This is a genomic window from Kribbella sp. NPDC055110 (genome assembly GCF_053607525.1).
Genome location: NZ_JBSGTS010000045.1, coordinates 1 through 25,058, shown reverse-complemented (window position 1 = coordinate 25,058; position 25,058 = coordinate 1). Strand labels below are relative to the sequence as shown.

Here is a 25,058-nt window from a genome sequence, read left to right as displayed (position 1 = left end):
GATGACGCACATGAAGATCTCGATGGCGCAGGCGCTCAACCAGGCGCTGCGGGACGCGATGACGGCCGACGAGACGGTGGTGATGTTCGGCGAGGACGTCGGTGCGCTCGGCGGCGTCTTCCGGATCACCGACGGGCTGACCGCGGAATTCGGCGACAAGCGGTGCTTCGACACCCCGTTGGCCGAGGCCGGCATCGTCGGCATGGCGGTCGGGATGGCGATGAACGGGATGCGCCCGGTGGTCGAGATGCAGTTCGACGCGTTCGGGTACCCGGCGTTCGAGCAGGTCGTCTCGCACGTCGCCAAGATGCGTAACCGGACCCGCGGGCGGGTGCAGTTGCCGATGGTGATCCGGATCCCGTACGGCGGCGGCATCGGCGGGGTCGAGCACCACAGCGACTCCTCGGAGAGCTACTTCGCGCACACACCCGGGCTGACGGTGGTGACTCCGGCAACGGTCGCGGACGCGTACGGATTGTTGCGTAGGGCAATCGAGTTCCCGGATCCGGTGGTGTTCATGGAGCCGAAGAAGCTCTACTGGGCCAAGGAAGAGGTCGACCTCACCGAGTCGCAGCCGGGGATCGGCACGGCCGTCGTACGGCGCGACGGTGCGGACGCGACGTTGATCGCTTACGGGCCGGCCGTTCCGGTTGCGCTGGAGGCGGCCGAGGTCGCCGCGGCGGAGGGTCGGCAGCTGACCGTGGTGGATCTGCGATCGGTGGTGCCGTTCGACGACGAGACGGTGTGCGCGGCGGTACGGCGTACCGGACGGGCTGTCGTGGTGGCCGAGGCGAGCGGGTTCGCCAGTGTGTCGTCGGAGATCGTTGCCCGGGTCACCGAGAAGTGCTTCCACTCGCTGGCCGCTCCGGTACGGCGGGTGACCGCGTTCGACATCCCGTTCCCGCCGCCGAAACTGGAGAAGTACCAGCTCCCGAGCGTCGACCGGATCCTCGACGCGGTCGACGACCTGCAGTGGGAGGACTCGTGAACACGTTCCTGCTCCCCGATCTCGGTGAAGGATTGACCGAGGCGGAGATCGTCCGGTGGCTCGTGAAGGTCGGCGATGTGGTCGCCGTCGACACTCCGATCGCGGAGGTCGAGACCGCGAAGTCGATCGTTGAGCTGCCGTGTCCGTACGCCGGGGTGGTCGAGGAGTTGCACGGCGAGGCCGGTACGACGGTGCCGGTCGGGAAGCCGCTGATCACAGTGGGGGATCCGGACGGGGCGGCGTACCGCGCGGAGGAGCCGGCCGGGTCGGGGAACGTGCTGGTCGGGTACGGGACTTCCGAGTCTTCCGGGGCCGGGCGTCGGCGTCGGCCCCGGCTTTCCGGAACAAATGTTGCGCCTGCTGCGGAAAATGTTCCGGAAAACCGCGTTCCGCTGGTCATTTCCCCGCTGGTCCGCCGGCTCGCACGCGATGCGGACGTGGATCTGCGCGCGCTGACGGGCTCCGGCCCCGATGGGCTGATCGTTCGGCGCGATGTGGAGCTGGCGATCGCCCACCGCATGCAGCCGTCCGTGGAGCAGGTTGTAGCGGGGCGGGATGAGGCGCGGACCGGTTTGTCTGAGTTGCGGCGTACTCCGATGAGTGGTTTCCGCAAAGCCGTGATCGCCACGCTCAGTCGGAGTCGCGCCGAGATCCCCGAGGCGACGACGTGGGTCGACGTGGACGCGACCGCCCTGATCGAGTTGCGTGAATCGTTGCGATCGGCAACGGATCCCGGTCCGGGGCTGCTCGCCCTGATGGCACGGTTCGTCGTCGCCGGGCTGCTGAAGTATCCGGAGCTCAACGGGTACGTCGACACCGAGCGCGAGGAACTCGTCCAGTACGACGGCGTGAACCTCGGCCTCGCGGCGCAAACGGATCGCGGTCTCATGGTCCCGGCTGTCGCGGGCGCCCACGTACTAACGACGCGCGGTCTGGACGCGGAGATCCGCCGGCTGACCGCATCCGCGCGGGACGGTCGGCTGACGCAGCAGGAGCTGACCAGCGGGACGTTCACGCTGAACAACTACGGCAGCTTCGGGGTCGACGGCAGCGCGGCGATCATCAACCATCCGCAGGTCGCGATCCTCGGCGTCGGCCGGATCATCGACCGTCCGTGGGTGGTCGACGGTGAACTCGCGATCCGCAAGCTCACCCAGTTGTCGCTGGTGTTCGACCACCGCGTCTGCGACGGCGGCACAGCAGCCGCTTTCCTCCGCTTCGTCGCCGACGCCTTCGAGAACCCAGCATCAGCATTCGCTGACCTTTAAGAGAGCTGGCGCGGGCGGAGGCCGATCAGGATCACCCGTAGCCCGGAGGCGAAGCGTGCCTCCGGGCCGGCGGTGCTCTCGCGGTTGAGGTACGCGGCGAGGTGCGCGGCGTCGACGCCCATCCGGTTCGCCGATCTGGCCGCCCAGCGCAGTTCGTTCAGACCGCTTCGCCGTACGACCGACAACCAGGCGGAGTCCGTCACGGCCGACCCGATCAGGTAGTGGAAGATCGCCGACACCGCCGAGTCCAGGTGGGTGCCCTTGAAGCCGGCGTCGTTCAGGATGGACTGCACCCGTTCGGTCAGCGCCTGGTAGTTCGGCCCGAGCCCGGCGTGCGTCGGGAGCAGTTGCGCTGCCCACGGGTGTTCCCACAACGCCTGGTACCCCGCCTGCGCGACAGCAGTCACCTGCTCGCGCCAGTCGCCCTCCGCCGGTATGAGCGCGTCGCCGAGCACCGTGTCGACGACGAGCTCGAGCAGGTCGTTCTTGGTCGCGATCCGCCAGTACAGGGCGGACGTCGCGGCGGTCCCCAGCTCAGCCGCCATCACCCGCATCGAGAACGTGTCCAGCCCGTCTCGGTCGAGCACCCGGATCGCTGCCGCGACGATGTCCTCGCGACTCAGCCGGCTCCTCGTCGCCTCCGGCTCGTCGCGCAACCACACCGACCCGAGCACCGTCCGCCGATCCGCTTCCCGCACTAAAACAGTGTGTCACATCCAAGAACACCGTTTCAGCATGTGCGGAGGCCCGGCCTCGGTCGAGCAGGCCGGACAGGAGAGCGACGAGCAGACCGGCAACAGCCAGTGCGGCGCCGACCCAGTTCGGTGCGGTGTAGCCGAGGCCGCGCTCGATGGTGAGTCCACCGAGGTATGCGCCGGCAGCGTTGCCGAGGTTGAACGCTGCGATGTTGGCCGCGGACGCCAGCGCCGGAGCGCCCTTCGCCTTGTCCATCACACGCTTCTGCAGCGGAGCGACGGTGGCGAACCCAGCAGCACCGAAGAGCGCGATCGTCACAGCAGAGGGGAGCTTGGCGTGCGCAGTGAACACGAAGACGACCAGTACGGCGGCCAGGAGCGCCAGGATCAGGTACAGGCTCGGCATCAGCGAGCGGTCCGCTGCTCTGCCGCCCAGCAGGTTGCCCACTACGAGCCCAGCGCCGAACAGCACGAGCAGCCAGGTCACAGCGCCGGAGGAGAAGCCCGCTACCTCGGTCATCATCGGTGCGATGTAGGTGAACGACGCGAACACCCCAGCGAAGCCCAGAGCGGTCATAGCCAACGCCAGCCACACCTGCAGGCTCTTGAACACGGCCAGCTCGCTACGCAGCCCAGGACCTTCCGCGGTGTCCTGCCGCGGGACCAGGAACACGATGCCGAGCAGCCCGATCACACCGAGCGCAGTCACCGCCCAGAACGTCGACCGCCAGCCGAACTGCTGGCCGAGCGCGGTCCCACCCGGTACGCCGAGCACGTTGGCGACCGTCAGCCCGGTGAACATCAGAGCGATCGCACTGGCCTGCTTCGCCTTCGGAACCAGCGACGCCGCGACCACCGAGCCGACACCGAAGAACGCGCCGTGGGACAGTGCCGCCACGATCCGTCCGGTCATCAGAACGCCGTACGACGGAGCGAGCGCGGAGATCAGGTTGCCGGCGATGAAGACGCCCATCAGCGCGATCAGCACGGTCTTGCGGGAGACCTTGGAGCCGATCGCGGTGAGCAGCGGGGCGCCGACCACGACCCCCAGCGCGTAGCCGGAGATGAGCAGTCCGGCGGACGGGATGCTGACGCCGAAGTCGGTGGCGACCTCGGGCAGCAGGCCCATGATGACGAATTCGGTAGTCCCGATGCCGAACGCTCCGATTGCGAGCGCGAGCAAGGCCGCTGGCATGACGCTCCTTCGAATGTAGTCTGAGGACTATTACCGGCGTGCGCGATAGTTGCACACGCGGACTATTGCACAAGCGCTATGATTGCGCATGCAAGCATGAAGTTCAAGTGGAGGTGTCGTGGGACTACCGGATGACGCCGCGGAGGCGCGGGCGCAGGGGTGGCGAACCCTGGCGGCGCTGCACGCCCGGATCGAGGACGAGCTGGAGCGCGCGCTGCAGAAGCAGCACGGACTGTCCGTGAGCGAGTACAGCGTGCTGGACGTGCTGGCGCGGCAGGACGACTACCACCTGCGGATGAACCAGCTGTCCAACGCGGTAGTGCTCAGTCAGTCCGCTACTACCCGCCTGGTGAACCGGCTGGAGGACCGCAAGCTGCTGCAGCGGTACCTGTGCCCGACGGACCGGCGTGGCATCTACACAGAGGTCACCGAGGCCGGCCGCGAGCTGCTCGAGCAGGCGGAGCCAACCCATGACGCCGTACTGACGTCTGCGTTGGAGCGTGCCGCCGAGCTACCTGAGCTGTCCCCGCTGGTCACCGCGCTGGGGAAGCTTGCGCTGAAGGTGTGACATGTCTCCCCAGTACGACAACCGCAAGCTCTACTTCTGGCTGATGGGCAGCTGCCTGACCCTGATCGGCCTGGCGTGGTTCGTCGTCCGCCTGTTCTCGATCCCGGTCGCCATCGGCATGAGCGCAGTCGCCGCCGTGCTACCCCCGATCGCGGTCATCGTGGCGAACTGGGGCCACGACAAGAGCTGACAGCAGTACGTCGATGAATGCGGCTGCGAGCGGATCTGGTTCGCCACGCGTGTACGCCGTGAGCGTCCGACGTACTGCGGGCTCCGGGTGCAGGATGTGGCCGTCGAAGTCCTTCGGCAGGATGTTGTCGGGGACGAGCGCAGGGCCGAGACCTGCCGCGGCCAGTGCGGGCGCGGCGGCGGTCTGTTCGGTCCGTACGGCGATGCGCGGCTCGAATCCTGCTTGTGCACAAGCGTTGTCGAGGACGTCCGCGAGGCCGTGACCTGGCGCGTAGTGGACCCAGGAGCGGTCCGCCAGGTCCTGCAGTTTGACGGTGTCTCCGGTCGCGGCGGGATCGTCCGTGGCGACCACGACGACGAGTTCCTCGGTGCCGAGCGTGCGCGTGACGCCGGGCCAGTTCGTTGGCTCTGGGCCGACGGCGAGGTCGGCTTCGCCTGCGTTCATCGCGTCGACGAGCTCGTCGGTATGACGGTGCTCGAACAGGCGGATGCCGACGTTCGGGCGGGTCCGTCGCCACTCGCGGAGGGCGGCGGGCAGCACGCCAAGGGTGATCGAGTAGAGCGTCGCGATCTGCAGCTCGCCGACCTCGAGTCCGGCGGCTTGCCGGGCGGCGCAGCGGGCCCGTTCCGCGTCGGCCAGCGCGGCGCGCGCGTGCGGGAGCATCGCGCGGCCCGTCGGCGTGAGGCGGACGCTGCGGGGGAGCCGCTCGAGCAGCGGTCCGCCGGCCGAACGCTCGAGGGTCCGGATCTGGTGGGAGAGCGCGGGCTGGGTCACGTGCAGGAGCTCGGCGGCCCTCGTGAACGAGCCTTGGTCGACCACGGTGACGAGGTACTCGAGCTGCCTGAGCGTTGCCATGTCCTCAGCTTATGGGTTCGGTGAAAACTATGCGTTGGTTTTATCCGTGCAGGTCAGCAAGGCTGTTGGGCATGGAGAACGTTGCGTTGGTGGTCGGTTCCCGAGGCGTGATCGGGACGAATCTGGTCGAGCATCTGGCGTCGCTGCCCGACTGGCGGGTGATCGGGTTGTCGCGGCGCGGCGGTGCCGACGTACCCGGCCGGGTGCGGCAGGTCGCCGTCGATCTGCTGGACCCGGACGACACCCGGGACAAGCTGTCCGGGCTGACCGACGTGACGCACGTGTTCTACGTCGCGTACCAGGACCGGCCGACCTGGGCCGAGCTCGTCGCGCCGAACCTCGCGATGCTGGTCAACGTCGTCGACGCGATCGAGCCGGCCGCGCGCGGACTGCGGCACGTCAGCCTGATGCAGGGCTACAAGGTGTACGGCGCGCACCTCGGGCCGTTCAAGACGCCCGCGCGGGAGGACGATCCGCCGCATCTGCCGCCGGAGTTCAACGTCGATCAGCAACGCTTCCTGGAGGAACGCCAGCAGGGCAAGGCGTGGACGTGGTCGGCGCTGCGTCCGTCCGTGGTGGGTGGCTCCGCGCTCGGCAACCCGATGAACCTCGCGGTCGCGATCGCCGTCTACGCGTCCCTGTCGAAGGAACTCGGCGTACCGCTGCGCTTTCCTGGCAAGCCCGGTGCGTACCACTCGCTGCTCGAGCTGACCGACGCCGGATTGTTGGCGAAGGCAACGGTCTGGGCGGCGACCGCGCCGGCGGCGGCGAACCAGGCGTTCAACATCACGAACGGCGACCTGTTCCGCTGGAGCGAGTTGTGGCCCAAGCTCGGCGCGTGGTTCGGACTGGAGGTCGCGCCGCCGTTGCAGCTGTCGCTGCAGGACGTGATGGCGGACAAGGAGCCGGTCTGGAAACAGCTGCAGGTGTCCCACGGGCTGACGTCGACGTCGTTCGCCGAGGTGTCGTCCTGGCCGTTCGCCGACTTCGTGTTCGGGTGGGACTACGACTTCTTCGCCGACGCCTCGAAGTCACGCCGGGCCGGGTTCCACGAGTACGTCGACACCGAGCAGATGTTCTACGGGATCTTCGCCGACCTGCGCAGCCGCCGCATCATCCCGTGATCGCTCGCCGCGTCGATGTGGCATGCTCCGGGCTGTGACGGCGATGGGTGCGGGACGACTTCTCGGGACGAACCTTCGGGCGCGGCGGGACGAACAGGGCATCTCGCTGTCCGAGCTCGCCCGGCGGTCCGGGATCGCGAAGGGCACGCTGTCGCAGCTCGAGTCCGGCGCGGGCAACCCGACGATCGAGACAGTGTTCAGTTTGTCGAACGCTCTCGGCGTACCGGTGTCGGCGCTGCTGGTCGATTCGCCGGCCTCCGACGTGGTGCTGGTGCGGTCCGCGGACGTCGACGTACTGTCCGGTGACGCGATCGACCTGCGGATGCTGCGGCGGCTGGAGCACCCGGGCGGGCTGTTCGAGATCTACAACCAGGAGATCCGGCCGGACGCCGTCCAGCACTCCGACGGCCATCCCGGGACCGAGCACCACATCGTCCTGTCCGGATGCCTGCGGATCAACGCCCACGGGCAGATCGAGGAACTCGGGCCCGGCGACTACCTGGCGTTCCGGGCGGCCGGGCCGCACTCGTACGAGGCCGTGGACGGGCCGGTGCGGTCGGTGCTGCTGCTCGAGTACCCGCCGGACGTGTACCCGACGGCGGCCGGCGGGCCGCATCTGCCGGGATAGTTCCGGGGTAGTTCCGGAAAAGGTCCGGGAGAGGTCCGGTTGAGTGCATTGACCGCTCGCCGGGAGCGCGCGTACGCTCGGTATCGTTCATTTTAGCGAACGCCTGCCGAGGAGGCCTGCTATGCACCGGTCCGCGACACCCGACGTGGTGGTGGTCGGCGCGGGCATAGTCGGGGCCGCATGCGCGGAGGCACTGTCGGCGGTCGGCGTGCAGGTGCTGGTGATCGACCGCGACGGTCCGGCCGCGGGTACGACGGCGGCCGGCGAGGGCAACGTGCTGGTGTCGGACAAGGAGCCGGGCCCCGAGTTGGAACTCGCCCTCGCGTCGCGGGCCGAGTGGGAGATCGTCCGCGGCCGGCTGCCCGAGCGAGTCGCCGACGTGGAGTGGGAGGCGAAGGGCGGCGTCGTGGTGGCGACCGGGGACCCGGCGCTGCTGACCGCGTTCGCGGCGAAGCAGCGCGCGGCCGGGGTCACCGCGCGAGTGATCACGCCCGCGGAGGTCTTCGAGCTCGAGCCGTTGGTCACGCCAAGGGTCACGGTCGGGGTGCATTACCCGGACGACGCGCAGGTGCAGCCGGTGCTGGCGGCGACGGCGTTGCTGGCAGCAGTTCGCGAGCGCGGCGGCGAGGTGAGATCGGGGGCCACCGCGCTCGGGATCCGGCAGTCGCGGGGTCGCGTTGTCGGGGTGGACACGTCGGACGGCGATATTGCTTGTGGTGCGGTGCTCAACGCGTGCGGGCCGTGGGCGGGCGCGTTCAGTGCGGCGGCCGGTGCGCCGATCGAGGTGCTGCCACGGCGCGGAATGATCCTCGTGACGGCACCGCTGCCGGAGTGCGTGCGCCACAAGGTGTACGACGCGGACTACGTCGGCGCGGTCGGCAGTGGGGACGCGGATCTGCAGACGTCCACAGTGGTCGAGTCGACGCGGGCCGGGACCGTGTTGATCGGATCTAGCCGGGAGCGGATCGGGTTCGACGATGCGGTTCGCGTCCGGGTGTTGCGGGAGCTCGCGCGGAAGGCGATCGGGTTGTTTCCGTTCCTCGGCGATGTTCCGGTGATGCGGACGTACGGCGGGTTTCGCCCTTATGCACCGGATCATCTGCCGGTCATCGGTGCGGATCCGCGTGTGCACGGGCTGTGGCACGCGACTGGGCATGAGGGTGCGGGCATCGGCCTGGCTCCTTCTACCGGTCGCCTCATCATGGAACAGTTCTTGGGCCTCACGCCGCACCTTGATCCGACTCCGTTCCGCGTGGACCGGCCGGCGGTGATCGCGGCATGAACGCATACCTGCGCCCACGGTCCGGTGACCCGGCCGAGGTGGGTACGCCGACACCGGTAGACGTGACCGTCGGCGGGCATCCGGTCGCGGCGCATGCGGGGCAGACGGTCGCCGCCGTACTGCTGGCCAACGGGCGCGACACCTGGCGGACCACCCGCGTGCACGACCGCCCCCGAGGAGTCTTCTGTGGCATCGGCGCCTGCCAGGACTGCCTGGTCACAGTGAACGGCCTCCCCGACGTCCGAGCCTGCCAACGCACAATCACCCCCGGCGACGCAATCACCACCCAGGCAGGCGCAGCTCTCCCAACGCCCACCCGCCAGACCGCCACCTGTCAGACGGCGACCTCTGAGACGGCGACCTCTCAGGCGACCTCTCAGGCGGCCACCGGTCAGGCGGCCACCGGTCAGACCGCCGCCGACAAGGCGAGCACAGCGGGCCGTGGCTCGTCCTCTTCTACCCCCTCCCCGGCGGCTCGGGTGGCTCAGGTTGTGGTTGTGGGGGCTGGGCCTGCGGGGGTGGCGGCGGCGCTTGCTGCTGCGGATGTTGGGGCTGACGTGCTGATTGTTGATAGCGGGCGCGCAGCTGGTGGGCAGTACAACCGGCAGTTGCCGGGGGAGTTCGAGGCTCGGCGGCCGGATCGGTTGCAGCATGAGTGGAAGGTGTTTGCTGAGCAGCGGGATCGGCTCCTCAGCCATCCGCGGATCACGTACCTGCCGGACACCTCGGTGTGGGCCATCGAAGGGCTCCGGCTCTGGGCTCAGACCGGTCCGGCGGACGCGAGCGGCCGGCAACCGTTCCCCATCGATGCGCAGTCTGTCGTGCTGGCAGCCGGTGCCTACGATCGCGTCCTTCCCTTCCCTGGTTGGGATCTTCCGGGCGTTTACACCGCCGGGGCCGCGCAGGCGCTCGCCAAAGGCCAACGGATTGCCGTCGGCCACCGGGTCCTCGTCGCGGGCACCGGGCCGTTCCTGCTACCGGTCGCCGAGTCGTTGGTCGGCGTCGGCGCGCACGTCGTCGCGCTTCTCGAAGCCAACACGCTGACGACAGTCCGCAAGGGCTGGTCCTCTGATCCATTGGTTGCCCCGGGCAAGCTCAGGGAGGCCTTCGGGTACGGCGCGTTGCTTGCCCGCCGTCGCATCCCGCTCCGCCACGGGTGGACCGTGACCGCCGCACACGGCACCAACCACGTCGAGGCCGCCACGATCGCCCGCCTGGACAGCGATTGGCGTCCGATCCCTGGCAGTGAACGCCGGATAGATGTCGACGCCGTCTGTGTCGGCTTCGGCTTCACCGCGAACCTGGAGTTGGCCGTCTCCGCCGGCTGCACGCTCACCACCGGCCCCGACGGCGGCCCAGCTGTGGCTGTAGACGTCGACCAGCAGACAAGCACCCCAGGCGTCTTCGCGGCCGGCGAACTCACCGGCATCGGCGGCGCAGCCCTCTCCACCGCAGAAGGCACCCTCGCCGGCACCACAGCAGCCCACCACGTGCTCGGTGGATCGGGAGCGCGTGGGACTGCTGCTGTTCGGGGGGCTGTTGAGCGGGGGCGGCGGTTTGCGGGGGCGTTGGCGCGGGCTTATCCCGTACGGGACGGGTGGAAGAGCTGGAGTACGGCGGACACGATCGTCTGCCGGTGTGAGGAAGTGACGCGCGGGCAGATCGAGGCCGCCGCGGAGGACCGCGGGCTGGGCGACGGCCGGGCAATGAAGCTGAGCAGTCGCGCAGGGCTCGGGATGTGCCAGGGGCGGGTGTGTTCGCGCACCGTCGCAGCCTTGCTGGCCGCACCGGGCGACGTACCGGAACCAAGTATGAAACGACCGATCGCCGTACCAGTGAGGCTGCGGGATCTGGCGAACGCCGAGGAATCACCGGAAACCGTGCTGGAAACCATGGAGGAACGATGAGCGAGAAGCTGGACGGCGTGATCGTCGCGACCGCGCTGCCGTACGCCGAGGACGCGTCGGCGCCGGCGGGATTGCGCCCGGACCTGGACAAGTACGCCGAGCACTGCCGATGGCTGGTCGACAACGGCTGCCGTGGCGTCGGGCCGAACGGCTCACTCGGTGAGTACTCGTCGCTGTCCGACGACGAGCGTCGCGCCGTCGCGAAGACCGCGATCGAGGCCGTCGGCGACGACGGTGTCGTGGTGATCGGCGTGCACGGGGCCGGTTCCCACCAGGCGCGCGCCTGGGCGGAGAAGGCGGCCGAGGACGGCGCGGACGGTGTGCTCTGCCTGCCGCCGACGATGTACCGCGCGAACCGCGGCGAGGTGATCGCGCACTTCACCGAGGTCGCGAAGGCCGGGCTGCCGGTGATGGTCTACAACAACCCGATCGACACCAAGGTCGACCTGACTCCCGACCTGCTCGCGGAGATCGCGCAGATCGAGAACGTTGTCGCGGTGAAGGAGTTCTCCGGCGACGTACGGCGGATTCTGGAGATCCGTGAGCTGGCGCCGGACCTGGCCGTGATCGCCGGCGCCGACGACCTGACCCTCGAGGCGCTGCTGATGGGTGCGACCGGGTGGTTCGCCGGCTTCCCGAACGTGTTCCCGAAGGAATCCGTCCAGTTGTTCGAGCTCGCGACGCAGGGCAAGCTGGAGGAGGCCCGCGCGTTGTACGAGCCGTTGGTCGCCGCGTTCCGGTGGGATTCGCGCACCGAGTTCGTCCAGGCGATCAAGTACGGCATGGACTACGTCGGGCGGTTCGGTGGACCGTGCCGGCCGCCGCGCGGGCCGCTGGTTCCCGAGCACGTCGCGCAGTTGGAGCTGGACATGAAGAAGGCAGTGGAGTCCCTGAGCGGTGGGGCGCAAGGATGAGGTCCGTCCGGACGATCACCGCGATCGACTCGCACACCGAGGGCATGCCGACCCGCGTCGTCACCGGCGGGGTCGGCGTGGTTCCCGGTGCGACGATGGCCGAGCGGCGCGAGTACTTCATCAAGCACCTGGACGACCTCAGGTTGTTCCTGATGAACGAGCCGCGCGGGCATGCGGCGATGAGCGGCGCGATCCTGCAGCCGCCGACGCGGTCCGACGCGGACTGGGGCGTGCTGTACATCGAGGTCTCCGGACTGCTGCCGATGTGCGGTCACGGGACGATGGGCGTCGCCACGGTGCTGGTCGAGTCCGGCATGGTCGACGTGACGGAGCCGGTGACAGAGGTCCGGCTGGACACGCCGGCCGGCCTCGTCGTCGTCGACGTTGCTGTGAGCAACGGTCGCGCCGAGCATGTGACATTGCGCAACGTTCCGGCGTACTCGCATGCTCTGGACGCGTCGGTCGAGGTGCCCGGGCTGGGCAAGGTCACGTATGACATGGCGTACGGCGGGAACTTCTACGCGATCCTGCCGTTGGAGCAGCTCGGGATCCCGTTCGATCGCGCCGAGAAGGACCGGATCATGAAGGCCGGGCTGGACATCATGGACGCGATCAACGCGACCGACCGTCCGGTGCATCCGCTCGATCCCGGGATCAACGGCTGCAAGCACGTGCAGTTCACCGCACCCGGTCTCGACGGCGCCGACTCCCGGAATGCGATGGCGATCCATCCCGGCTGGTTCGACCGTTCGCCGTGCGGCACCGGTACGTCGGCCCGGATGGCGCAGCTCCATGCTCGCGGCGAGCTCGCCCTCGACACCGACTTCGTCAACGAGTCCTTCATCGGCACCCGCTTCACCGGCCGCCTGATCGAAGAAACCACCGTCGGCCCCCACCCCGCCGTAGTCCCCACTGTCACCGGCCGAGCCTGGATCACCGGCACTGCCAACTACCTGCTCGACCCCGACGACCCGTTCCCCACCGGATTCGTCCTCTAGGCCCAGCGGGTCAGCGGTGGAGTTGGGATTGCCAGTTGGCGGGGACGTTGCCGCCGGGGACGGGTTGGGTTTCGGGGCGGGAGATCGGCGGAGCGAGGGTGGGGCCGTCGTAGTACTGGGACTCGCCGTAGTGCCAGAACCAGTCCTCGCCGGGCTCGAAGCTGCGGACGATCTGGTGGCCGGTCTCGCTCGCGTGGCCGGAGGCGTGCTGGGCCGGCGAGGAGTCGCAGCAGCCGATGTGACCGCACTGCGCGCACCGGCGGAGGTGGAACCACCAGCCGTCGACCTGCAGACACTCAACGCATCCGGTGCCGCTCGGGGGGACTGTGCTGTCGATGCCTGGCGTTACAGAACTCTCCGTCATACCGCCCATCCTGACCCGTCCGCAGGCTCCTGGACAAGAAACCCCGGGTGATGCCGTATAGGACAGAACCTGTCCGCTACCTCGTCCAGACTGGAGGCATGACAACAGAGCAGATCCCAGGCGGTAAGTCGACTGTCACGCCGTACGTCGTCGTGAAGGGCGCCGACAAGTTCCTGGACTTCGTGGAGCAGACGTTCGAGGTCCGGACCAGCGGACGGTTCCCGAACCAGGACGGCACGATCGGCCACGCCGAGATCACCGTCGGCGCATCGGTCCTGATGACGTTCGACGCGGCACCCGAATGGCCGGACACCCCGAGCTTCCTCAGCGTGTACGTCGACGACGTCGAGCGGACCTACCAGCGGGCGATCGAAGCCGGCGCGACCGTGGTGACCGACCTGATGTACTCCGGAATCACCGGCGACCGCGGCGGCCGGGTGCGGGACCCGCTGGGCAACATCTGGTGGCTGCAGACCCACGTCGAGGACGTCGACCCGAGCACCATCCCGGCCCTGTTCGGCGACCCCGACGAGGCCGCCAAGATGCGCCACGCCCAGGACACGTTCGCCGACGAGATGCGCCGGCGCATCAAGAACTGAGCAGCGCATCAAGAACTGAGCAGTCGCACCGGCTGGCCGGGGCGGACCTGGGCGCACGCGTCCAGGTCCGCCGAGGCGACGTACGCGATGACCGGGTAGCCGCCGGTGACCGGATGGTCCGCGAGGAAGATGACCGGTGTGCCGGACGGCGGGATCTGGATGGCGCCGCGGGCCATGCCTTCGCTGGCGAGCTCGCCGGTGCGGGCGCGTTCGAGCGGTTCCCCGTCGAGCCGTACGCCGACGCGGTTGCTGTTGCTGCTCACCTGATAAACCTGCGACCCAAGCGACGCCCATCCCGCATCGGTGAACCAGTCGCGTCGGGGGCCCGGCGTAATCCGCAGTACGACGTTCCCGTCGGCCGGATGCGCGACGGGAGCCAGGTCCACACCGGGCATCGGCTCGACGGACGACCCGATCGGCAACGTCTGATTCGCGACGAGCGGCGCCGGCCCGAGACCGGACAACAAATCCGTGGAGCGGGAGCCGAGCACCGCGGGTACGTCGATTCCGCCGCGGACGGCGACGTACGTTCGCAGTCCGCTCGTCGGTGCGCCAAGACGCAGGACCTGACCAGCGCGCAGCGTGGTCGGCGCATTGAGCGGTACGCCGGTGCACGGCGCGCCCGTGATCGCGACGACGAGATCGGTGTCGGCGTGCACCACCAGGCCGCCGTACGTGACCTCGAGCGCGGCCGCACCGAGCCGATTGCCGACCAGCCGATTCGCCAACGCGTAGGAGGCTCGATCGCACGCGCCCGACGACGGTACGCCGAGCGCCGCCTGGCCGGCTCGTCCCCGGTCCTGGATCGTTGCCAACGGCCCCGGTTCGAGAACGGTCAGGCTGCTCATCCACGACCCGCGTCGACGAACCGGACCCGGCGCCCGGGGTGGAACAGCGCGGCGGGGTCCCGGGAGGAGTCGAAGATCCGCACCGCCGTACGGCCGATCAACTGCCACCCGCCCGGCGACTCACGGGGATAGACACCGCTGAATTCTCCCGCAAGCGCGACGGCGCCCGTCGGCACCTTCGTCCGCGGCGACTCCCGCCGCGGGATGTCCCACGAACCGCCGGACGTCAGGTACCCGAAGCCGGGCGCGAATCCGCAGAACGCCACCGTCCACTCGTCCCCGGTATGACGGGCGACCACCTCGGCCGCCGAGCATCCGAGCAGTTGCGCCACGTCCGACAGATCCTCGCCGTCGTAGACAACCGGGATCTCGATCAGGTCCCCCGCCGCCTGCGCCCCGGCGATCGGGGTGACCGCGCGCAGAGCTCGAGACAGTACGTCGAGACTGCCCGACGTCGTCACCAGCACGGTGCGCGCGGCCGGTACGACGTCGACGACGTCCGCCGGGGGATCCGCGGTCAGCGCGGTGTAGTACCCCAGCACCTCGTCGAGATCGTCGAGCTCGACCAGCAGCGCCCGATCGCCTGACGGGAGCAGACGCATCAGCCGGTGAACGGGCGCAACGTCACGCCCGCTCCCTCCACCGCGGCACGCACCCGGCGGGCGATCTCCACAGCGCCCGGAGTGTCCCCGTGCACGCAGATCGACGCCGCGTCGACCACCAGCGAACCGCCCTCGACGTCATGGATCGGCTGCCCGGTCGCCATCGCCGTACACCGCAAGGCGATCTCGTCCGCGTCATGCAAGACCGCACCAGGCGAGCGGCGGGACACCAACGTGCCGGACGGCGTGTACGCGCGGTCCGCGAAGGCCTCATGTACTGCGGTCAGACCGGCCTCGGCCGCGAGCCGGAGCCACTCCGAGCCAGGGAGCCCCAGCACCGGAAGAGTCTTGTCGTACTCCGCGACGGCCGCGACCACTGCGCCCGCCTGCTCCACATCACGGCCGATCGTGTTGTACAGCGCCCCGTGCGGCTTCACGTACCTGACCCGATCGCCGGCGATCCGGGCGAACGCGTCCAGCGCGCCGATCTGGTACACGACCTCGTCGCGCAGCGCCGCCGGCTCGATGTCCACGAACCGGCGCCCGAAGCCGGCCTTGTCGGCGTACCCGACATGCGCGCCGATCGCGACGCCGCGCTCGACCGCCTCGGCCGTCACCCGGCGCATGATCGACGGGTCGCCGGCGTGGAAGCCACAGGCCACGTTCGCACTGGTCACGACGTCGAGCAGCGCCGAGTCGTCACCCATCGACCAGGAGCCGAATCCTTCACCCATGTCCGCGTTGAGGTCCATGTGTCACCTCCTGGCCCCGAGCGTAGGGATTGTTGAACAATCCTGCAAGAGACTTGTTCCACTTTTCCGCCGCACCTGGGATGATGCGGGTATGAGCACGGGTGGGGCCGAGGACACAGCAGCGGACAATGGTCGGCAGGCGTGGCTGCGGACCGTCGCCGCCGATGTCGCGCGACTGGACCGGAGCAGTTCGGCCGAGCGTGCCGCGGACATCCTGCGTCGCAGTATTACCGAAGGCGCGTTGCCGCCCGGCGCCCAGCTGTCCGAGGTCGAGCTGACCGAGGTCCTCGAGGTCAGCCGGAACACGCTACGCGAGGCCTTCCGGCTGCTGACTCACGAGGGTCTGCTCGTCTACAAGCTGCACCGTGGCGTCTTCGTGCCGGAGCTCGACGAGCACGACGTGATCGACCTGTACCGGCTGCGGCGCGTCCTCGAAGTGGATGTCGTCCGCGGCCTGGCCGACCGTGATCCGGAGCTCCCGGCCGGTCGACTCGAGCCCCTCCACGACGATGTCGAAGCAGCCGAGGCGGCCGCCAGCGCGGACCGCTGGCCGGCTGTCGGTACGGCGAACATGCGCTTCCACCAGCACCTCATCGGTCTGGCTGACAGCGCGCGGATGGACGCGATGACCGGCCGGCTGCTCGCGGAGCTACGGCTCCTCTTCCACGTGATCGCGACCCCGCGCGAGCTGCACGAGCCGTACATCGCGCGCAACCGCGGGCTGTTCGAGCTGCTCGAGGCCCGCAAGTACGAACAGGCTGCAACCGACCTGCACCAATACCTGCTCGACTCCGAGGCAGGCATCCTCGCGGCGTTCCGAGATAAGGGCTTGCGTACGCCCGCGAAAACCTGAGTTGATGAGTCAAACCGTCAGCTGCAAAGGGGAGCTCAGCTCATGACCGACGACGCCCGGACCGACCAGACGCCGAAGTCCTACCGCCCGATCGACGCCAAGGGTTTCCGGGACTTCATCTCTCGTGGCTGGGGGCCGGTCGACCGCTCGGTTTCGGTGCCGGAGGGGCTCGCGGAGGCGGCCGGGGAGCACCGACGCAAGCTGGCTGCGGCGCTGCCGGGTCGGCGGATCGCGCTCGCGGCCGGTCGTGCGCCGGTCCGGTCGAACGACACCGACTACCAGTTCCGCGCCGACAGCGACTTCGTCTGGCTCACCGGTTGCCAGGCCGAGGGCGCCGTACTGGTCATCTCCGCTGACGGCGACGCGACGCTCTACCTTCGCGAGACGGCCGGGCCGGACGAGGCGGACTTCTTCTCGAACGCGCGTGACGGTGAGCTGTGGATCGGCCCGGTACCGGGGCTGAAGGACTGGTCGGACGCGCTGCAGATCGCCTGCCGCCCGATCGAGGAGCTGCCGGCGGCGGTCCGTGGCGCGGTCCCGTTCATGCTGTCGGTCCCCGATGTCGAGCCGATGCTGGACGCCTTGGTACGGACGTCGCCCACCGACGGCAACGCGCTGCGGCAGACGCTCGCCGAGCTGCGCCGGATCAAGGACGGCTGGGAGCTCGACCAGCTGCGGGAAGCGGTCGCGGCGAGCGTGCTCGCGTTCGGCGACGTGGCGCGGGAGCTGCCGGAGGCGATCCGTGGCGGCGGCGAGCGCTGGCTGCAGGGCACCTTCGACCGGCGCGCGCGGACCGCGGGCAACGGCGTCGGCTACGCGTCGATCGTTGCTGCGGGCAACCATGCGCCGGTGCTGCACTGGGTCCGTAACGACGGCGCCGTCAACGAGGGCGACGTGATCCTGCTGGACGCCGGCGTCGAGACCCGCACGCTCTACACCGCCGACGTGACCCGTACCTTCCCGGCCAGCGGCGAGTACACCGCGGCGCAGCGGCAGGTGCACGACCTGGTGCACAAGGCACAGCTCGCCTCGCTGGAGGCAGTCAAGGTGGGAGCGCCGTACCGCGCCTTCCAGTACGAAGCGCTGCGGGTGCTGGCCGAAGGGCTGCGGGACTGGGGCGTGCTGGACGTCTCGCTCGACGAGCTGCTCGGCCCGGACGGGCAGCAGCACCGCCGGTACATCGTCTGCGGGACCGGTCACTACATCGGTCTCGACGTGCACGACTGCGACGCGTCCCGGCCGGAGGCGTACTTCGCCGGCACCATCGAGGCCGGTATGGCGCTCGCGGTCGAGCCGGGGCTGTACTTCCACCCGAACGACGAGACCGTCCCGCCGGAGCTGCGCGGTATCGGCATCCGGATCGAGGACAACGTCGTCGTCCACGAGGACCGGCTGGAGATCCTCACCCAGGACCTCCCGATCACCACCGACGGTCTCGAGCAGTGGACCCGGTCGCACCTCGACGCAGGGTAATCAAAATTACTCGTCACAAGCAGTAACGTTCGCCGCCGACCGACGATGTACAGGGCGGGGGGAGGGTCGACTCGGCCCGGCGTGTGGCAGTGGGGGGCCGCGATTCACGCGCCCGGCCGAGTCGGCCTCGAACTGGGGCCAGGGGGGACCCAGGACTCCTGGGTACGGGGAGTAGTCAGCATGAACCTACGAGTGCGAGTCATGAACTGCGGTAGCCGGCACTGGTACGCCGACATCGACGACGCCGACGATCCGCAACCGGACGATCCGTTCTGGTTCGTCGACAACTGCCGGACCCAGACGCAGGCACTGGAGAGCGCCTGCGCCGAGCTCCGACTGATGGCGGGCCGGCTGGTCCGAGGCGATCAGCTCGACCGCGTTCTCGAAGTGACCGGCGTACCGGTCTGACCCGTCAGCCGGCGGGCTGTACGGCGGCACAGCTGCTGCCGCGCTCCGGCACGTCCCGCGCGATCAGGTAGTCGTCGATCGTGCTCTTCATGCACGGGCTCTTCGAGTAGCTCCCGTGTCCCCAGCCCTCGTACGTCAGCAGTACGCCGTACCGTCCGAGCTGGCGCTCCACGCTCTGCGCCATGGTGTAGCCGGTAGCCGGGTCGTGGAGCGCGTTGGCGACCAGCACAGGCGTCTTCAGGTGCCGGACTCTCAGCACGTGCTGCGCGTTGTTGGCCGGCGGTGCGCCGAGACACATCGAGACTGCCTGCAATTGACCGGGGTAGCGCAGATCCTGGTTGTTGTCCGCGAGCCGCTGCAGGTGAGCGGCGTACTCGCGGTAGTTGCGGACCGGCAGGTTCCAGTCCTGACAGAAGACAACCAGCGGGAACGGTGCAACTCCCGTGTTAACGGGCTTCGGGGGAGTTACGCCCGTCTTCATCAGCTCGGCGAGCGCGGACCACTTCGGTTCGTAGAGCAACCTGAACACTGAGAAGCTCAGCGTGAACGGGTCCGGCGAGGTCTTGAGAAGATCGGCCCAGCGCGCATGGATGTCGGTGTTGTGCAAAGCGCAGGCCGTTGCCGCGTCGCACCATTTCACGAACTCGTCGAACGAGTCCTGGGCCCCGGACGCCTGGTCGTCGAGGAACGATCGCGTACTCGGCGAGGCGTGGTCGATCACGCTCTCCAGCACCATCGCGCGGACCCGGTGCGGGTACGTCTCGGCGTACTGCGCTCCGAGCAGCGTCCCGTACGAGCTGCCGTGGAAGGAGATCGTGGACTCGCCGAGTGCTCGCCGTACGGCGTCGACGTCGCGCACCGTCTGCCAGGTGTCGATGTGGTCGTACAGCGGACCGGTGTGCTCGCGGCAGTCCGCGGCGAGCTGCCGGTTGTAGGTGATCGTCGCGGTGAACTCGGCCGCGCTCTTGATGATCGGCGACGGCTGCCTGTTGAGCAGCTCGGCCGAACAGCGCACCGGGTTGCTGCGCGCCACACCGCGCGGGTCGAAGCTGACGATGTCGAAGCGGTCCTGCAGGTCCGTGCTGAACCGGTCGATCCCGGTCTTGATCCGGTCCACTCCCGAGTCGCCGGGTCCACCCGGACCGAACACCAGGACGCCGACGCGTCCGCTCGGCACCTTCGCCGTACGGCGGGCGATCGCCAGGTCGAACGTGGCGCCGCCGGGGTCGCGCCAGTCGACCGGCAACCGGAGCGTCGCGCACTGCGAGCCGAGTACCTCGGCCGGATCGTCCTTGCCCTCCGGTTTGCAGTCGGTCCACTGGGCCCGAGGCGTGGTCGCGGCGGCGGGGAGGGTCGTCAGTCCGGCGGCCGCGACGCCGAGCAGTACAGCGCCGGTGACGGCGCGTTGGATGAACGTCATGCCGTCGATCCTTCGGCAATCGCTTGCTCCCGGCATCGGGGAGCTGCCCCCGCGCGACCCCGAGCGCGGCTTGGGGGTGTTGTTAGGGTCGCGCAGCATTTCCGTCGCCTACGTGGTCACGGTGCTCGCTCGGGCCGGATTGACGGCGGCCGCGAGACCGCCGTACCGTCCACAGCGTCAGCAAATTCAACAGCCGCATGAACCCGTGCGGGAGAGACCCGGGGCGGAACTCGTTTTCCGCAGGCCGGGCGCCGTAGGAGCAACTCTCCCCAAGAATCTCTCAGGCACCTTCACCGCGCGGGCGAGGCACCTCTGGAAGGCATCCGCCTGACAGAGCGGGGAGGACACCAATCGGTCAACGTCGACCGGAAGGAACCTCCACACGATGGCGATCAGCGTCTTCGACCTGTTCAGTATCGGGATCGGCCCGTCGAGCTCCCACACCGTGGGACCGATGCGTGCGGCCCGCACTTTCGCACTCGGCCTCGCCGGCGACGGCCTGCTGGCCGCGACCACGACCGTCGAGGCGCAGCTCTTCGGCTCGCTCGGCGCCACCGGGCACGGGCACGGCAGCAACAAGGCCGTCCTGCTCGGTCTCGAGGGCGCCGACCCGGAGACGGTCGCCACGCACTCGGTCGACGCCCGCGTCGAGACGATCCGCGAACGCGGCCGGATCCAGCTGGCCGGCACCCACGAGATCGCGTTCGACGAGAACACCGACCTGCTCATGCATCGCCGCAAGGCGCTCCCGTACCACCCGAACGGGATGATCTTCGTCGCCCGCGACGCCGACAACGCAGTACTGCGGGAGCGCACCTACTACTCGGTCGGCGGCGGATTCGTCGTCGACGAGAACGCGGCCGCGGGCGACCGGATCGTGCCGGACACGACGCCGCTGAAGTACCCGTTCACGACCGGCGCGGAGCTGCTCGACCGGTGTCGCGAGTCGCAGCTGTCGATCAGCGAGGTGATGCTCGCGAACGAGCTCGCCTGGCGGACCGAGGACGAGGTCCGCGACGGGCTGCTGCACATCTGGCAGGTGATGCAGGACTGCGTCCGCGAGGGCTGCGAGACCGAGGGCATCCTGCCCGGCGGCCTCAAGGTGCCGCGGCGCGCCCACGCCCTGCACAAGAAGCTCACCCAGGACCCGTGGTCGGTCGACCCGCTCAAGGTGATGGACTGGGTGAACCTGTTCGCGCTCGCGGTCAACGAGCAGAACGCGTCCGGCGGCCGGATCGTCACCGCACCGACGAACGGTGCCGCCGGCATCATTCCCGCCGTACTGCACTACTACCGGCGCTTCGTGCCCGGGGCGACCGAGGACGGCGTGGTCCGGTTCCTGCTGGCCGCCGCGGCGATCGGCGTGCTCTACAAGGAGAACGCGTCGATCTCCGGCGCCGAGGTCGGCTGCCAGGGTGAGGTCGGATCGGCCTGCTCGATGGCCGCCGCCGGGCTGTGCGAGGTCCTCGGCGGTACGCCGGAACAGGTGGAGAACGCCGCCGAGATCGCGATGGAGCACAACCTCGGCCTGACCTGCGACCCGGTCGGCGGGCTGGTGCAGATCCCGTGCATCGAGCGGAATGCGATGGCGTCGGTGAAGGCGATCAACGCGACCCGGATGGCGATGCACGGCGACGGCGTTCATGTGGTCACGCTGGACAAGGTCATCAAGACCATGCGGGAGACCGGCGCCGACATGAAGGTCAAGTACAAGGAGACGTCCCGCGGCGGCCTCGCCGTCAACGTCATCGAGTGCTGATCACGGAGCTGCGGCGACGGCTCCGTGATGTCGGGTAGCGAACTGGGTCAGCCGCGGATCGCGGCGGTTTCGTGGGCGAACTGGCGGTGGCCGATCAGCTTGTAGGCCAACCGGGCCGGGGCCGGCACGACCTGTAGGAACCTCTGCCGTTCTGTGTCATCGGCTTCCTCGGTGATGTGGCCGAGGAAGACGAGCCGCCGCGTGACCGGGATCGCACGCATTCCGTGCTTGCCGAGCGCATCCCATTCGCTCTGCATCAGCACGACCGAGACGATCGGGAGGACCTTCTGCTCCTCCTCGGCCAGGTGATCGATCAAGGCCGGCATCGTGGCCTCGATCAGGGTCGCCATCCGCTCGCCGACGGCGGCATCCGCGCTCGCTGTCCAGCCTGGTAGCTCCGCGCCGATGGCCGTGACGGCGGCGTCGACCTGGGCGTGCTGCGCGTCCATCCGGTCCATCAGCTCCGGGTCGAGCGCAGTTCGCTCGCGCAGTAAGGGAAAGAGCAGTTCGTCCTCGCCGGTGTGGTGCGTGTGGAGGAAGTGCAACATCTCCTTGGCGTGCGCGCCGATGACCTTGGATCGCGCACGATTGTTGGCCGCGGAGCGGAACAGTCGGGGGAGCTGACCGAACTCGCGCCGGATGACGCGGTGGATCAGCACCATCTCGTGGGTGTCGACGAAGGTGCCGGACGTGGTCATCGTGACTCCCCGGCTGTCACGGCGTCGCGGACGGCTTCCCGTGCCGTGATCGCTGGTCGGCCGATCAGCTTCTCCAGGTCGTCGCTGTCGGTGTACAGCTCTCCGCGAGCCAGGCCGGCATCCGCGTCGGCGACCGCGGCGGCCATCTCCGGGGGCAGCCCGGCGCCGGTCAGGGTGCCGGTGTAGCCGGCGACCGACATGTCCTGGTAGGCGATGTGGGTCCCGAGGACGTCGCTGAACGTGGCCGCGAGCTCGGTCAGGGTGAACGGTGCTCCGCCCAGCTCGTAGGTCGCCCCGAGGTGCCCGTCCTGCGTCAGCACCGCGGCCGCGGCGGCCGCGAGGTCGCGCCGGGCGGCCGCGCTGACGAGGCCGTCCTGGGCGCTGCCCAGCAACGCGTGGTACTGGGTGATCATCGGGAGTTGATCGGTGTAGTTCTCCAGGTACCACCCGTTGCGCAGGATGACGAACTCCGAACCGCTGTCACGCAGATGGTCCTCGGTCCGGCGATGTTCGTCAGCGAGCGTCATGTGCGCGGTCGACGCGTTGACGATGCTGGTGTAGACGATCCGGGTTACACCCGCTCGCCTCGCAGCGTCGATGGTGTTGCGGGCGTTCTCGAACCGCTTCCCGACCGTTGTCGTCGAGACCAGCAGCATCGTGTCGGCGCCCGCGAAAGCCTCGTCGAGGGTGGTCGGGTCGGCGAAGTCGGCGCGCCGCACCGTGACTCTGCGCTGTGCGAGGTCGGCGAGCTTTTCGACGTCGCGGCCGGTGGCCACGATCTGCTCGGGCGGCGTTCCGATGGTGAGGAGCTGCTCGACGACGAGTCGGCCGAGGTGACCCGAAGCTCCGGTGATGACAGTGGACATGATGTTTCCTTTCGATGTGACTGAGTTGCAGGGAAGATCGGCAGACGGCAGGGTCAGCTCCAGCCGCCGTCGGCCTCGATGGTGGTGCCGGTGATGTGAGCGGCTTCCGGGGTGAGCAGGAACGCGACCACGGCGGCGATGTCGTCCGGCTGGGCAAACCGGCCGAGTGCGCTCATCGAGCGGACGAGCGCTTCGAACGGCACGTCGGCGAGTGCGGGGTGGGTGTAGTTGGCGCCATAGCTCATCGCCATGCGGGTGGCGGTGGCGCCGGGGGAGATCGCGTTGATGGCGATGTTCCGATCGGCCAGCTCGGGAGCCAGGTTGCGCACCATGGCCGGAATGGCGGCCTTGCTCGCCGCGTACAGGGTGTGGTGATAGACCGACAGGCGCACACTGACCGAGGCGCTGAGCACGATACGGCCGCCGTCGGTCATCGCGGCGACCGCCGCCTGGGTGACGAACAGTTGTCCAGCCACATTGGTCTGGAAGATGCGGTCGAAGTCGGCCTCGGTGATGGTTTCCAGCGCTCCGAAGTGCTCGACCCCGGCGTTGCTGACCAACAGGTCCAGGCCGCCGAACTCGGCCACCACCGCGTCGACCAGCTCGTGGGCCCGCGCCGCCTCTGTGAGGTCGGCCTGGAACGCCGCCGCCGTACACCCTCCGTTGTTGAGTTCTGCGACGAGCGCGTCAGCGGCGGCCTTGTCGGACCGGTAGTTGACCGCGACCTTGGCTCCCTGGGCTGCGAGCCGCCTTACGATCGCGGCGCCGATCCCGCTGTTGCCTCCGGTGACCAGGACCCGCTTGCCCGTCAGGCTTGATGTCGATGTGATGACGCACCTGTGTTCTCTGTGTCGTGGGCAAATTAGTCAGGAATGTTTACTACTTGGACCGACTGTAGCACCCGACGACAAGAGCAACTGGTGCGGCGCCCTGCCTCGGCAGTGTTGGCGATAGGGTGTGCACCTTGGGGGGATCAGGTGAGCGATGGAGTCGAGAGCGGCATGGACGACGAGCGGCGGGTTGATCTCGGGGTGTCGCTGTTCATCTCGTACCGGTACACCGAGGAGCGGATCTTCCGCGCCGTCCAGGACGCCGGGTTCGACGACTGGACCCTCGTTCAATGCCGGGTGTTTCAACGCATCGCCCCCGACGGTTCACGCCTCACGGATCTGGCTGACCAGGCGCAAATGAGCAAGCAGAGCGCCGGTGTCCTGGTCGATCAGCTGGAGCGTCTGGGCTATGTCCGCCGAGTCCCCGACCCTACGGACGGCCGCGCCCGGTTGATCGTGATCGAGCAACGTGGCCGGCGGGCCATCGAAGTGGCCACGGCGACGCTCGACGAGATCTACGCGGAGTGGAAGGCCTACCTGGGCACCCGGAACTTCGCGTTGCTGCAACAGATCCTGGACCAACTCCGCGAGATCACCGACCCCTACGCGCGATGAACCGGGCCCGTCCGAGCCGTCCCCCCGCGATCCCTTCGCCGTCGTGACATAGTCAACCCGATTGACTAGGTTCGTCAATAATTCTGACGATACCGGCGACAGCTCCGTAGGCCGGGTCGACGGTGTTGATCAGCAGGTTCGGCAGTTGGCGCGTGTGCTGCACCGTCAGCATGTTGAGCGCCGCCTTCGAAGCGCCGTACGCCGGTCACGGGTTCCACCTTCCCGCCGTCGTACGTGAGCAGGTAGTACCCACCATGTCCTAGGGTCCTGAGTCGGAAGTACGCGGCTACTTGGTAGGCCGTGTCGGTGGCGAGTCCGCCCAGCATTAGCGCCGCGAAGGCCTCCCCAAACCGATTTGG

General features: G+C 68.7%; 27 protein-coding genes and 1 riboswitch. Of the genes, 16 read left to right on the top strand and 11 right to left on the bottom strand.

Going from position 1 to position 25,058, the window contains the following annotated elements:
• Position 1: 1 nt before the first annotated feature.
• Positions 2–988 carry an alpha-ketoacid dehydrogenase subunit beta gene (locus ACWF0M_RS36625; RefSeq protein WP_452240358.1) on the top strand — a complete coding sequence of 329 codons (987 nt, stop codon included), beginning with the start codon at positions 2–4 and terminating at the stop codon, positions 986–988.
• Positions 985–2,256, top strand: a complete 1,272-nt coding sequence (locus tag ACWF0M_RS36620) for a dihydrolipoamide acetyltransferase family protein (RefSeq protein ID WP_452240357.1) — start codon at positions 985–987, stop codon at positions 2,254–2,256. The genes ACWF0M_RS36625 and ACWF0M_RS36620 overlap by 4 nt, the downstream gene beginning before the upstream one ends.
• Here ACWF0M_RS36620 and ACWF0M_RS36615 read toward each other — a convergent pair.
• Together ACWF0M_RS36615 and ACWF0M_RS36610 are read right to left on the bottom strand one after the other, a co-directional pair.
• Positions 2,253–2,801, bottom strand: coding sequence for a TetR/AcrR family transcriptional regulator C-terminal domain-containing protein (locus tag ACWF0M_RS36615; RefSeq protein ID WP_452240356.1), 549 nt, complete (start codon positions 2,799–2,801; stop codon positions 2,253–2,255). The genes ACWF0M_RS36620 and ACWF0M_RS36615 overlap by 4 nt on opposite strands.
• Complete coding sequence (locus tag ACWF0M_RS36610; RefSeq protein WP_452240355.1) at positions 2,791–4,146, bottom strand: MFS transporter; 1,356 nt, start codon at positions 4,144–4,146, stop codon at positions 2,791–2,793. The genes ACWF0M_RS36615 and ACWF0M_RS36610 overlap by 11 nt, the downstream gene beginning before the upstream one ends.
• A gap of 118 nt (positions 4,147–4,264) precedes the next feature.
• Here ACWF0M_RS36610 and ACWF0M_RS36605 point away from each other — a divergent pair, with 118 nt between their 5' ends.
• Both ACWF0M_RS36605 and ACWF0M_RS36600 read left to right on the top strand, forming a co-directional pair.
• Positions 4,265–4,714: a MarR family winged helix-turn-helix transcriptional regulator gene (locus tag ACWF0M_RS36605; RefSeq protein ID WP_452240354.1), complete on the top strand. Its 450-nt coding sequence runs from the start codon at positions 4,265–4,267 to the stop codon at positions 4,712–4,714.
• A 1-nt stretch (position 4,715) separates the two neighbouring features.
• A complete protein-coding gene (locus tag ACWF0M_RS36600) occupies positions 4,716–4,904 on the top strand; it encodes a DUF3099 domain-containing protein (protein ID WP_452240353.1) in 189 nt (62 codons plus the stop codon).
• Here the strand turns inward: ACWF0M_RS36600 and ACWF0M_RS36595 are convergent.
• The gene (locus ACWF0M_RS36595; protein WP_452240352.1) at positions 4,854–5,759 is read right to left on the bottom strand and encodes a LysR family transcriptional regulator; all 906 of its coding nucleotides are present in this window, start codon (positions 5,757–5,759) and stop codon (positions 4,854–4,856) included. The genes ACWF0M_RS36600 and ACWF0M_RS36595 overlap by 51 nt on opposite strands.
• Before the next feature lie 71 nt (positions 5,760–5,830).
• On the opposite strand from ACWF0M_RS36595, the gene ACWF0M_RS36590 reads away from it, so the two are divergent.
• From ACWF0M_RS36590 to ACWF0M_RS36565, 6 genes are all read left to right on the top strand, one after another.
• Entirely contained in the window at positions 5,831–6,883 is a 1,053-nt protein-coding gene (locus tag ACWF0M_RS36590; protein WP_452240351.1) for an SDR family oxidoreductase, read from the top strand.
• A 22-nt stretch (positions 6,884–6,905) separates the two neighbouring features.
• Positions 6,906–7,511 carry a helix-turn-helix domain-containing protein gene (locus ACWF0M_RS36585; RefSeq protein WP_452240350.1) on the top strand — a complete coding sequence of 202 codons (606 nt, stop codon included), beginning with the start codon at positions 6,906–6,908 and terminating at the stop codon, positions 7,509–7,511.
• 121 nt (positions 7,512–7,632) lie between these two features.
• Positions 7,633–8,793 carry an NAD(P)/FAD-dependent oxidoreductase gene (locus tag ACWF0M_RS36580; protein WP_452240349.1) on the top strand — a complete coding sequence of 387 codons (1,161 nt, stop codon included), beginning with the start codon at positions 7,633–7,635 and terminating at the stop codon, positions 8,791–8,793.
• Positions 8,790–10,700: a 2Fe-2S iron-sulfur cluster-binding protein gene (locus tag ACWF0M_RS36575; protein ID WP_452240348.1), complete on the top strand. Its 1,911-nt coding sequence runs from the start codon at positions 8,790–8,792 to the stop codon at positions 10,698–10,700. Before ACWF0M_RS36580 ends, ACWF0M_RS36575 begins: the two co-directional genes overlap by 4 nt.
• Positions 10,697–11,614 carry a dihydrodipicolinate synthase family protein gene (locus ACWF0M_RS36570; protein WP_452240347.1) on the top strand — a complete coding sequence of 306 codons (918 nt, stop codon included), beginning with the start codon at positions 10,697–10,699 and terminating at the stop codon, positions 11,612–11,614. Before ACWF0M_RS36575 ends, ACWF0M_RS36570 begins: the two co-directional genes overlap by 4 nt.
• Positions 11,611–12,612, top strand: coding sequence for a proline racemase family protein (locus tag ACWF0M_RS36565; RefSeq protein ID WP_452240346.1), 1,002 nt, complete (start codon positions 11,611–11,613; stop codon positions 12,610–12,612). Before ACWF0M_RS36570 ends, ACWF0M_RS36565 begins: the two co-directional genes overlap by 4 nt.
• Before the next feature lie 10 nt (positions 12,613–12,622).
• On the opposite strand, the gene ACWF0M_RS36560 is transcribed toward ACWF0M_RS36565, so the two are convergent.
• Positions 12,623–12,976 (bottom strand): UBP-type zinc finger domain-containing protein, encoded by a 354-nt coding sequence (locus tag ACWF0M_RS36560; protein WP_452240345.1) that lies wholly within the window; start codon positions 12,974–12,976, stop codon positions 12,623–12,625.
• Positions 12,977–13,074: 98 nt separating this feature from the next.
• Between ACWF0M_RS36560 and ACWF0M_RS36555 the strand changes: the two genes are divergently transcribed.
• Positions 13,075–13,575 carry a VOC family protein gene (locus ACWF0M_RS36555; RefSeq protein WP_452240344.1) on the top strand — a complete coding sequence of 167 codons (501 nt, stop codon included), beginning with the start codon at positions 13,075–13,077 and terminating at the stop codon, positions 13,573–13,575.
• Positions 13,576–13,583: 8 nt separating this feature from the next.
• On the opposite strand, the gene ACWF0M_RS36550 is transcribed toward ACWF0M_RS36555, so the two are convergent.
• The 3 genes from ACWF0M_RS36550 to ACWF0M_RS36540 are packed head-to-tail and all read right to left on the bottom strand — an operon-like array spanning position 13,584 to position 15,777.
• Entirely contained in the window at positions 13,584–14,423 is an 840-nt protein-coding gene (locus tag ACWF0M_RS36550; RefSeq protein ID WP_452240343.1) for a 5-oxoprolinase subunit C family protein, read from the bottom strand.
• Positions 14,420–15,025, bottom strand: coding sequence for a 5-oxoprolinase subunit B family protein (locus ACWF0M_RS36545; RefSeq protein ID WP_452240342.1), 606 nt, complete (start codon positions 15,023–15,025; stop codon positions 14,420–14,422). Before ACWF0M_RS36545 ends, ACWF0M_RS36550 begins: the two co-directional genes overlap by 4 nt.
• A complete protein-coding gene (locus ACWF0M_RS36540; RefSeq protein ID WP_452240341.1) occupies positions 15,025–15,777 on the bottom strand; it encodes a LamB/YcsF family protein in 753 nt (250 codons plus the stop codon). The genes ACWF0M_RS36545 and ACWF0M_RS36540 overlap by 1 nt, the downstream gene beginning before the upstream one ends.
• A gap of 91 nt (positions 15,778–15,868) precedes the next feature.
• Here ACWF0M_RS36540 and ACWF0M_RS36535 point away from each other — a divergent pair, with 91 nt between their 5' ends.
• The 3 genes from ACWF0M_RS36535 to ACWF0M_RS36525 all read left to right on the top strand — a co-directional run bounded on the left by ACWF0M_RS36535 (position 15,869) and on the right by ACWF0M_RS36525 (position 18,511).
• Positions 15,869–16,630 (top strand): GntR family transcriptional regulator, encoded by a 762-nt coding sequence (locus ACWF0M_RS36535; protein ID WP_452240340.1) that lies wholly within the window; start codon positions 15,869–15,871, stop codon positions 16,628–16,630.
• Between the two features lie 42 nt (positions 16,631–16,672).
• Positions 16,673–18,103 (top strand): aminopeptidase P family protein, encoded by a 1,431-nt coding sequence (locus ACWF0M_RS36530; protein WP_452240339.1) that lies wholly within the window; start codon positions 16,673–16,675, stop codon positions 18,101–18,103.
• A gap of 180 nt (positions 18,104–18,283) precedes the next feature.
• Positions 18,284–18,511 carry a hypothetical protein gene (locus ACWF0M_RS36525; protein WP_452240338.1) on the top strand — a complete coding sequence of 76 codons (228 nt, stop codon included), beginning with the start codon at positions 18,284–18,286 and terminating at the stop codon, positions 18,509–18,511.
• Positions 18,512–18,515: 4 nt separating this feature from the next.
• On the opposite strand, the gene ACWF0M_RS36520 is transcribed toward ACWF0M_RS36525, so the two are convergent.
• Positions 18,516–19,931 carry an alpha/beta fold hydrolase gene (locus tag ACWF0M_RS36520; protein ID WP_452240337.1) on the bottom strand — a complete coding sequence of 472 codons (1,416 nt, stop codon included), beginning with the start codon at positions 19,929–19,931 and terminating at the stop codon, positions 18,516–18,518.
• A gap of 198 nt (positions 19,932–20,129) precedes the next feature.
• Positions 20,130–20,237: riboswitch (glycine riboswitch) on the top strand.
• Between the two features lie 79 nt (positions 20,238–20,316).
• Between ACWF0M_RS36520 and ACWF0M_RS36515 the strand changes: the two genes are divergently transcribed.
• Complete coding sequence (locus tag ACWF0M_RS36515; protein ID WP_452240336.1) at positions 20,317–21,690, top strand: L-serine ammonia-lyase; 1,374 nt, start codon at positions 20,317–20,319, stop codon at positions 21,688–21,690.
• Between the two features lie 47 nt (positions 21,691–21,737).
• On the opposite strand, the gene ACWF0M_RS36510 is transcribed toward ACWF0M_RS36515, so the two are convergent.
• The 3 genes from ACWF0M_RS36510 to ACWF0M_RS36500 are packed head-to-tail and all read right to left on the bottom strand — an operon-like array spanning position 21,738 to position 24,048.
• A complete protein-coding gene (locus ACWF0M_RS36510) occupies positions 21,738–22,388 on the bottom strand; it encodes a hemerythrin domain-containing protein (RefSeq protein WP_452240335.1) in 651 nt (216 codons plus the stop codon).
• Positions 22,385–23,254, bottom strand: coding sequence for an NAD(P)H-binding protein (locus ACWF0M_RS36505; RefSeq protein ID WP_452240334.1), 870 nt, complete (start codon positions 23,252–23,254; stop codon positions 22,385–22,387). Before ACWF0M_RS36505 ends, ACWF0M_RS36510 begins: the two co-directional genes overlap by 4 nt.
• A gap of 53 nt (positions 23,255–23,307) precedes the next feature.
• Positions 23,308–24,048, bottom strand: coding sequence for an SDR family NAD(P)-dependent oxidoreductase (locus tag ACWF0M_RS36500; protein WP_452240368.1), 741 nt, complete (start codon positions 24,046–24,048; stop codon positions 23,308–23,310).
• A gap of 183 nt (positions 24,049–24,231) precedes the next feature.
• On the opposite strand from ACWF0M_RS36500, the gene ACWF0M_RS36495 reads away from it, so the two are divergent.
• Complete coding sequence (locus tag ACWF0M_RS36495) at positions 24,232–24,699, top strand: MarR family winged helix-turn-helix transcriptional regulator (protein ID WP_452240333.1); 468 nt, start codon at positions 24,232–24,234, stop codon at positions 24,697–24,699.
• Positions 24,700–25,058: the final 359 nt, after the last annotated feature.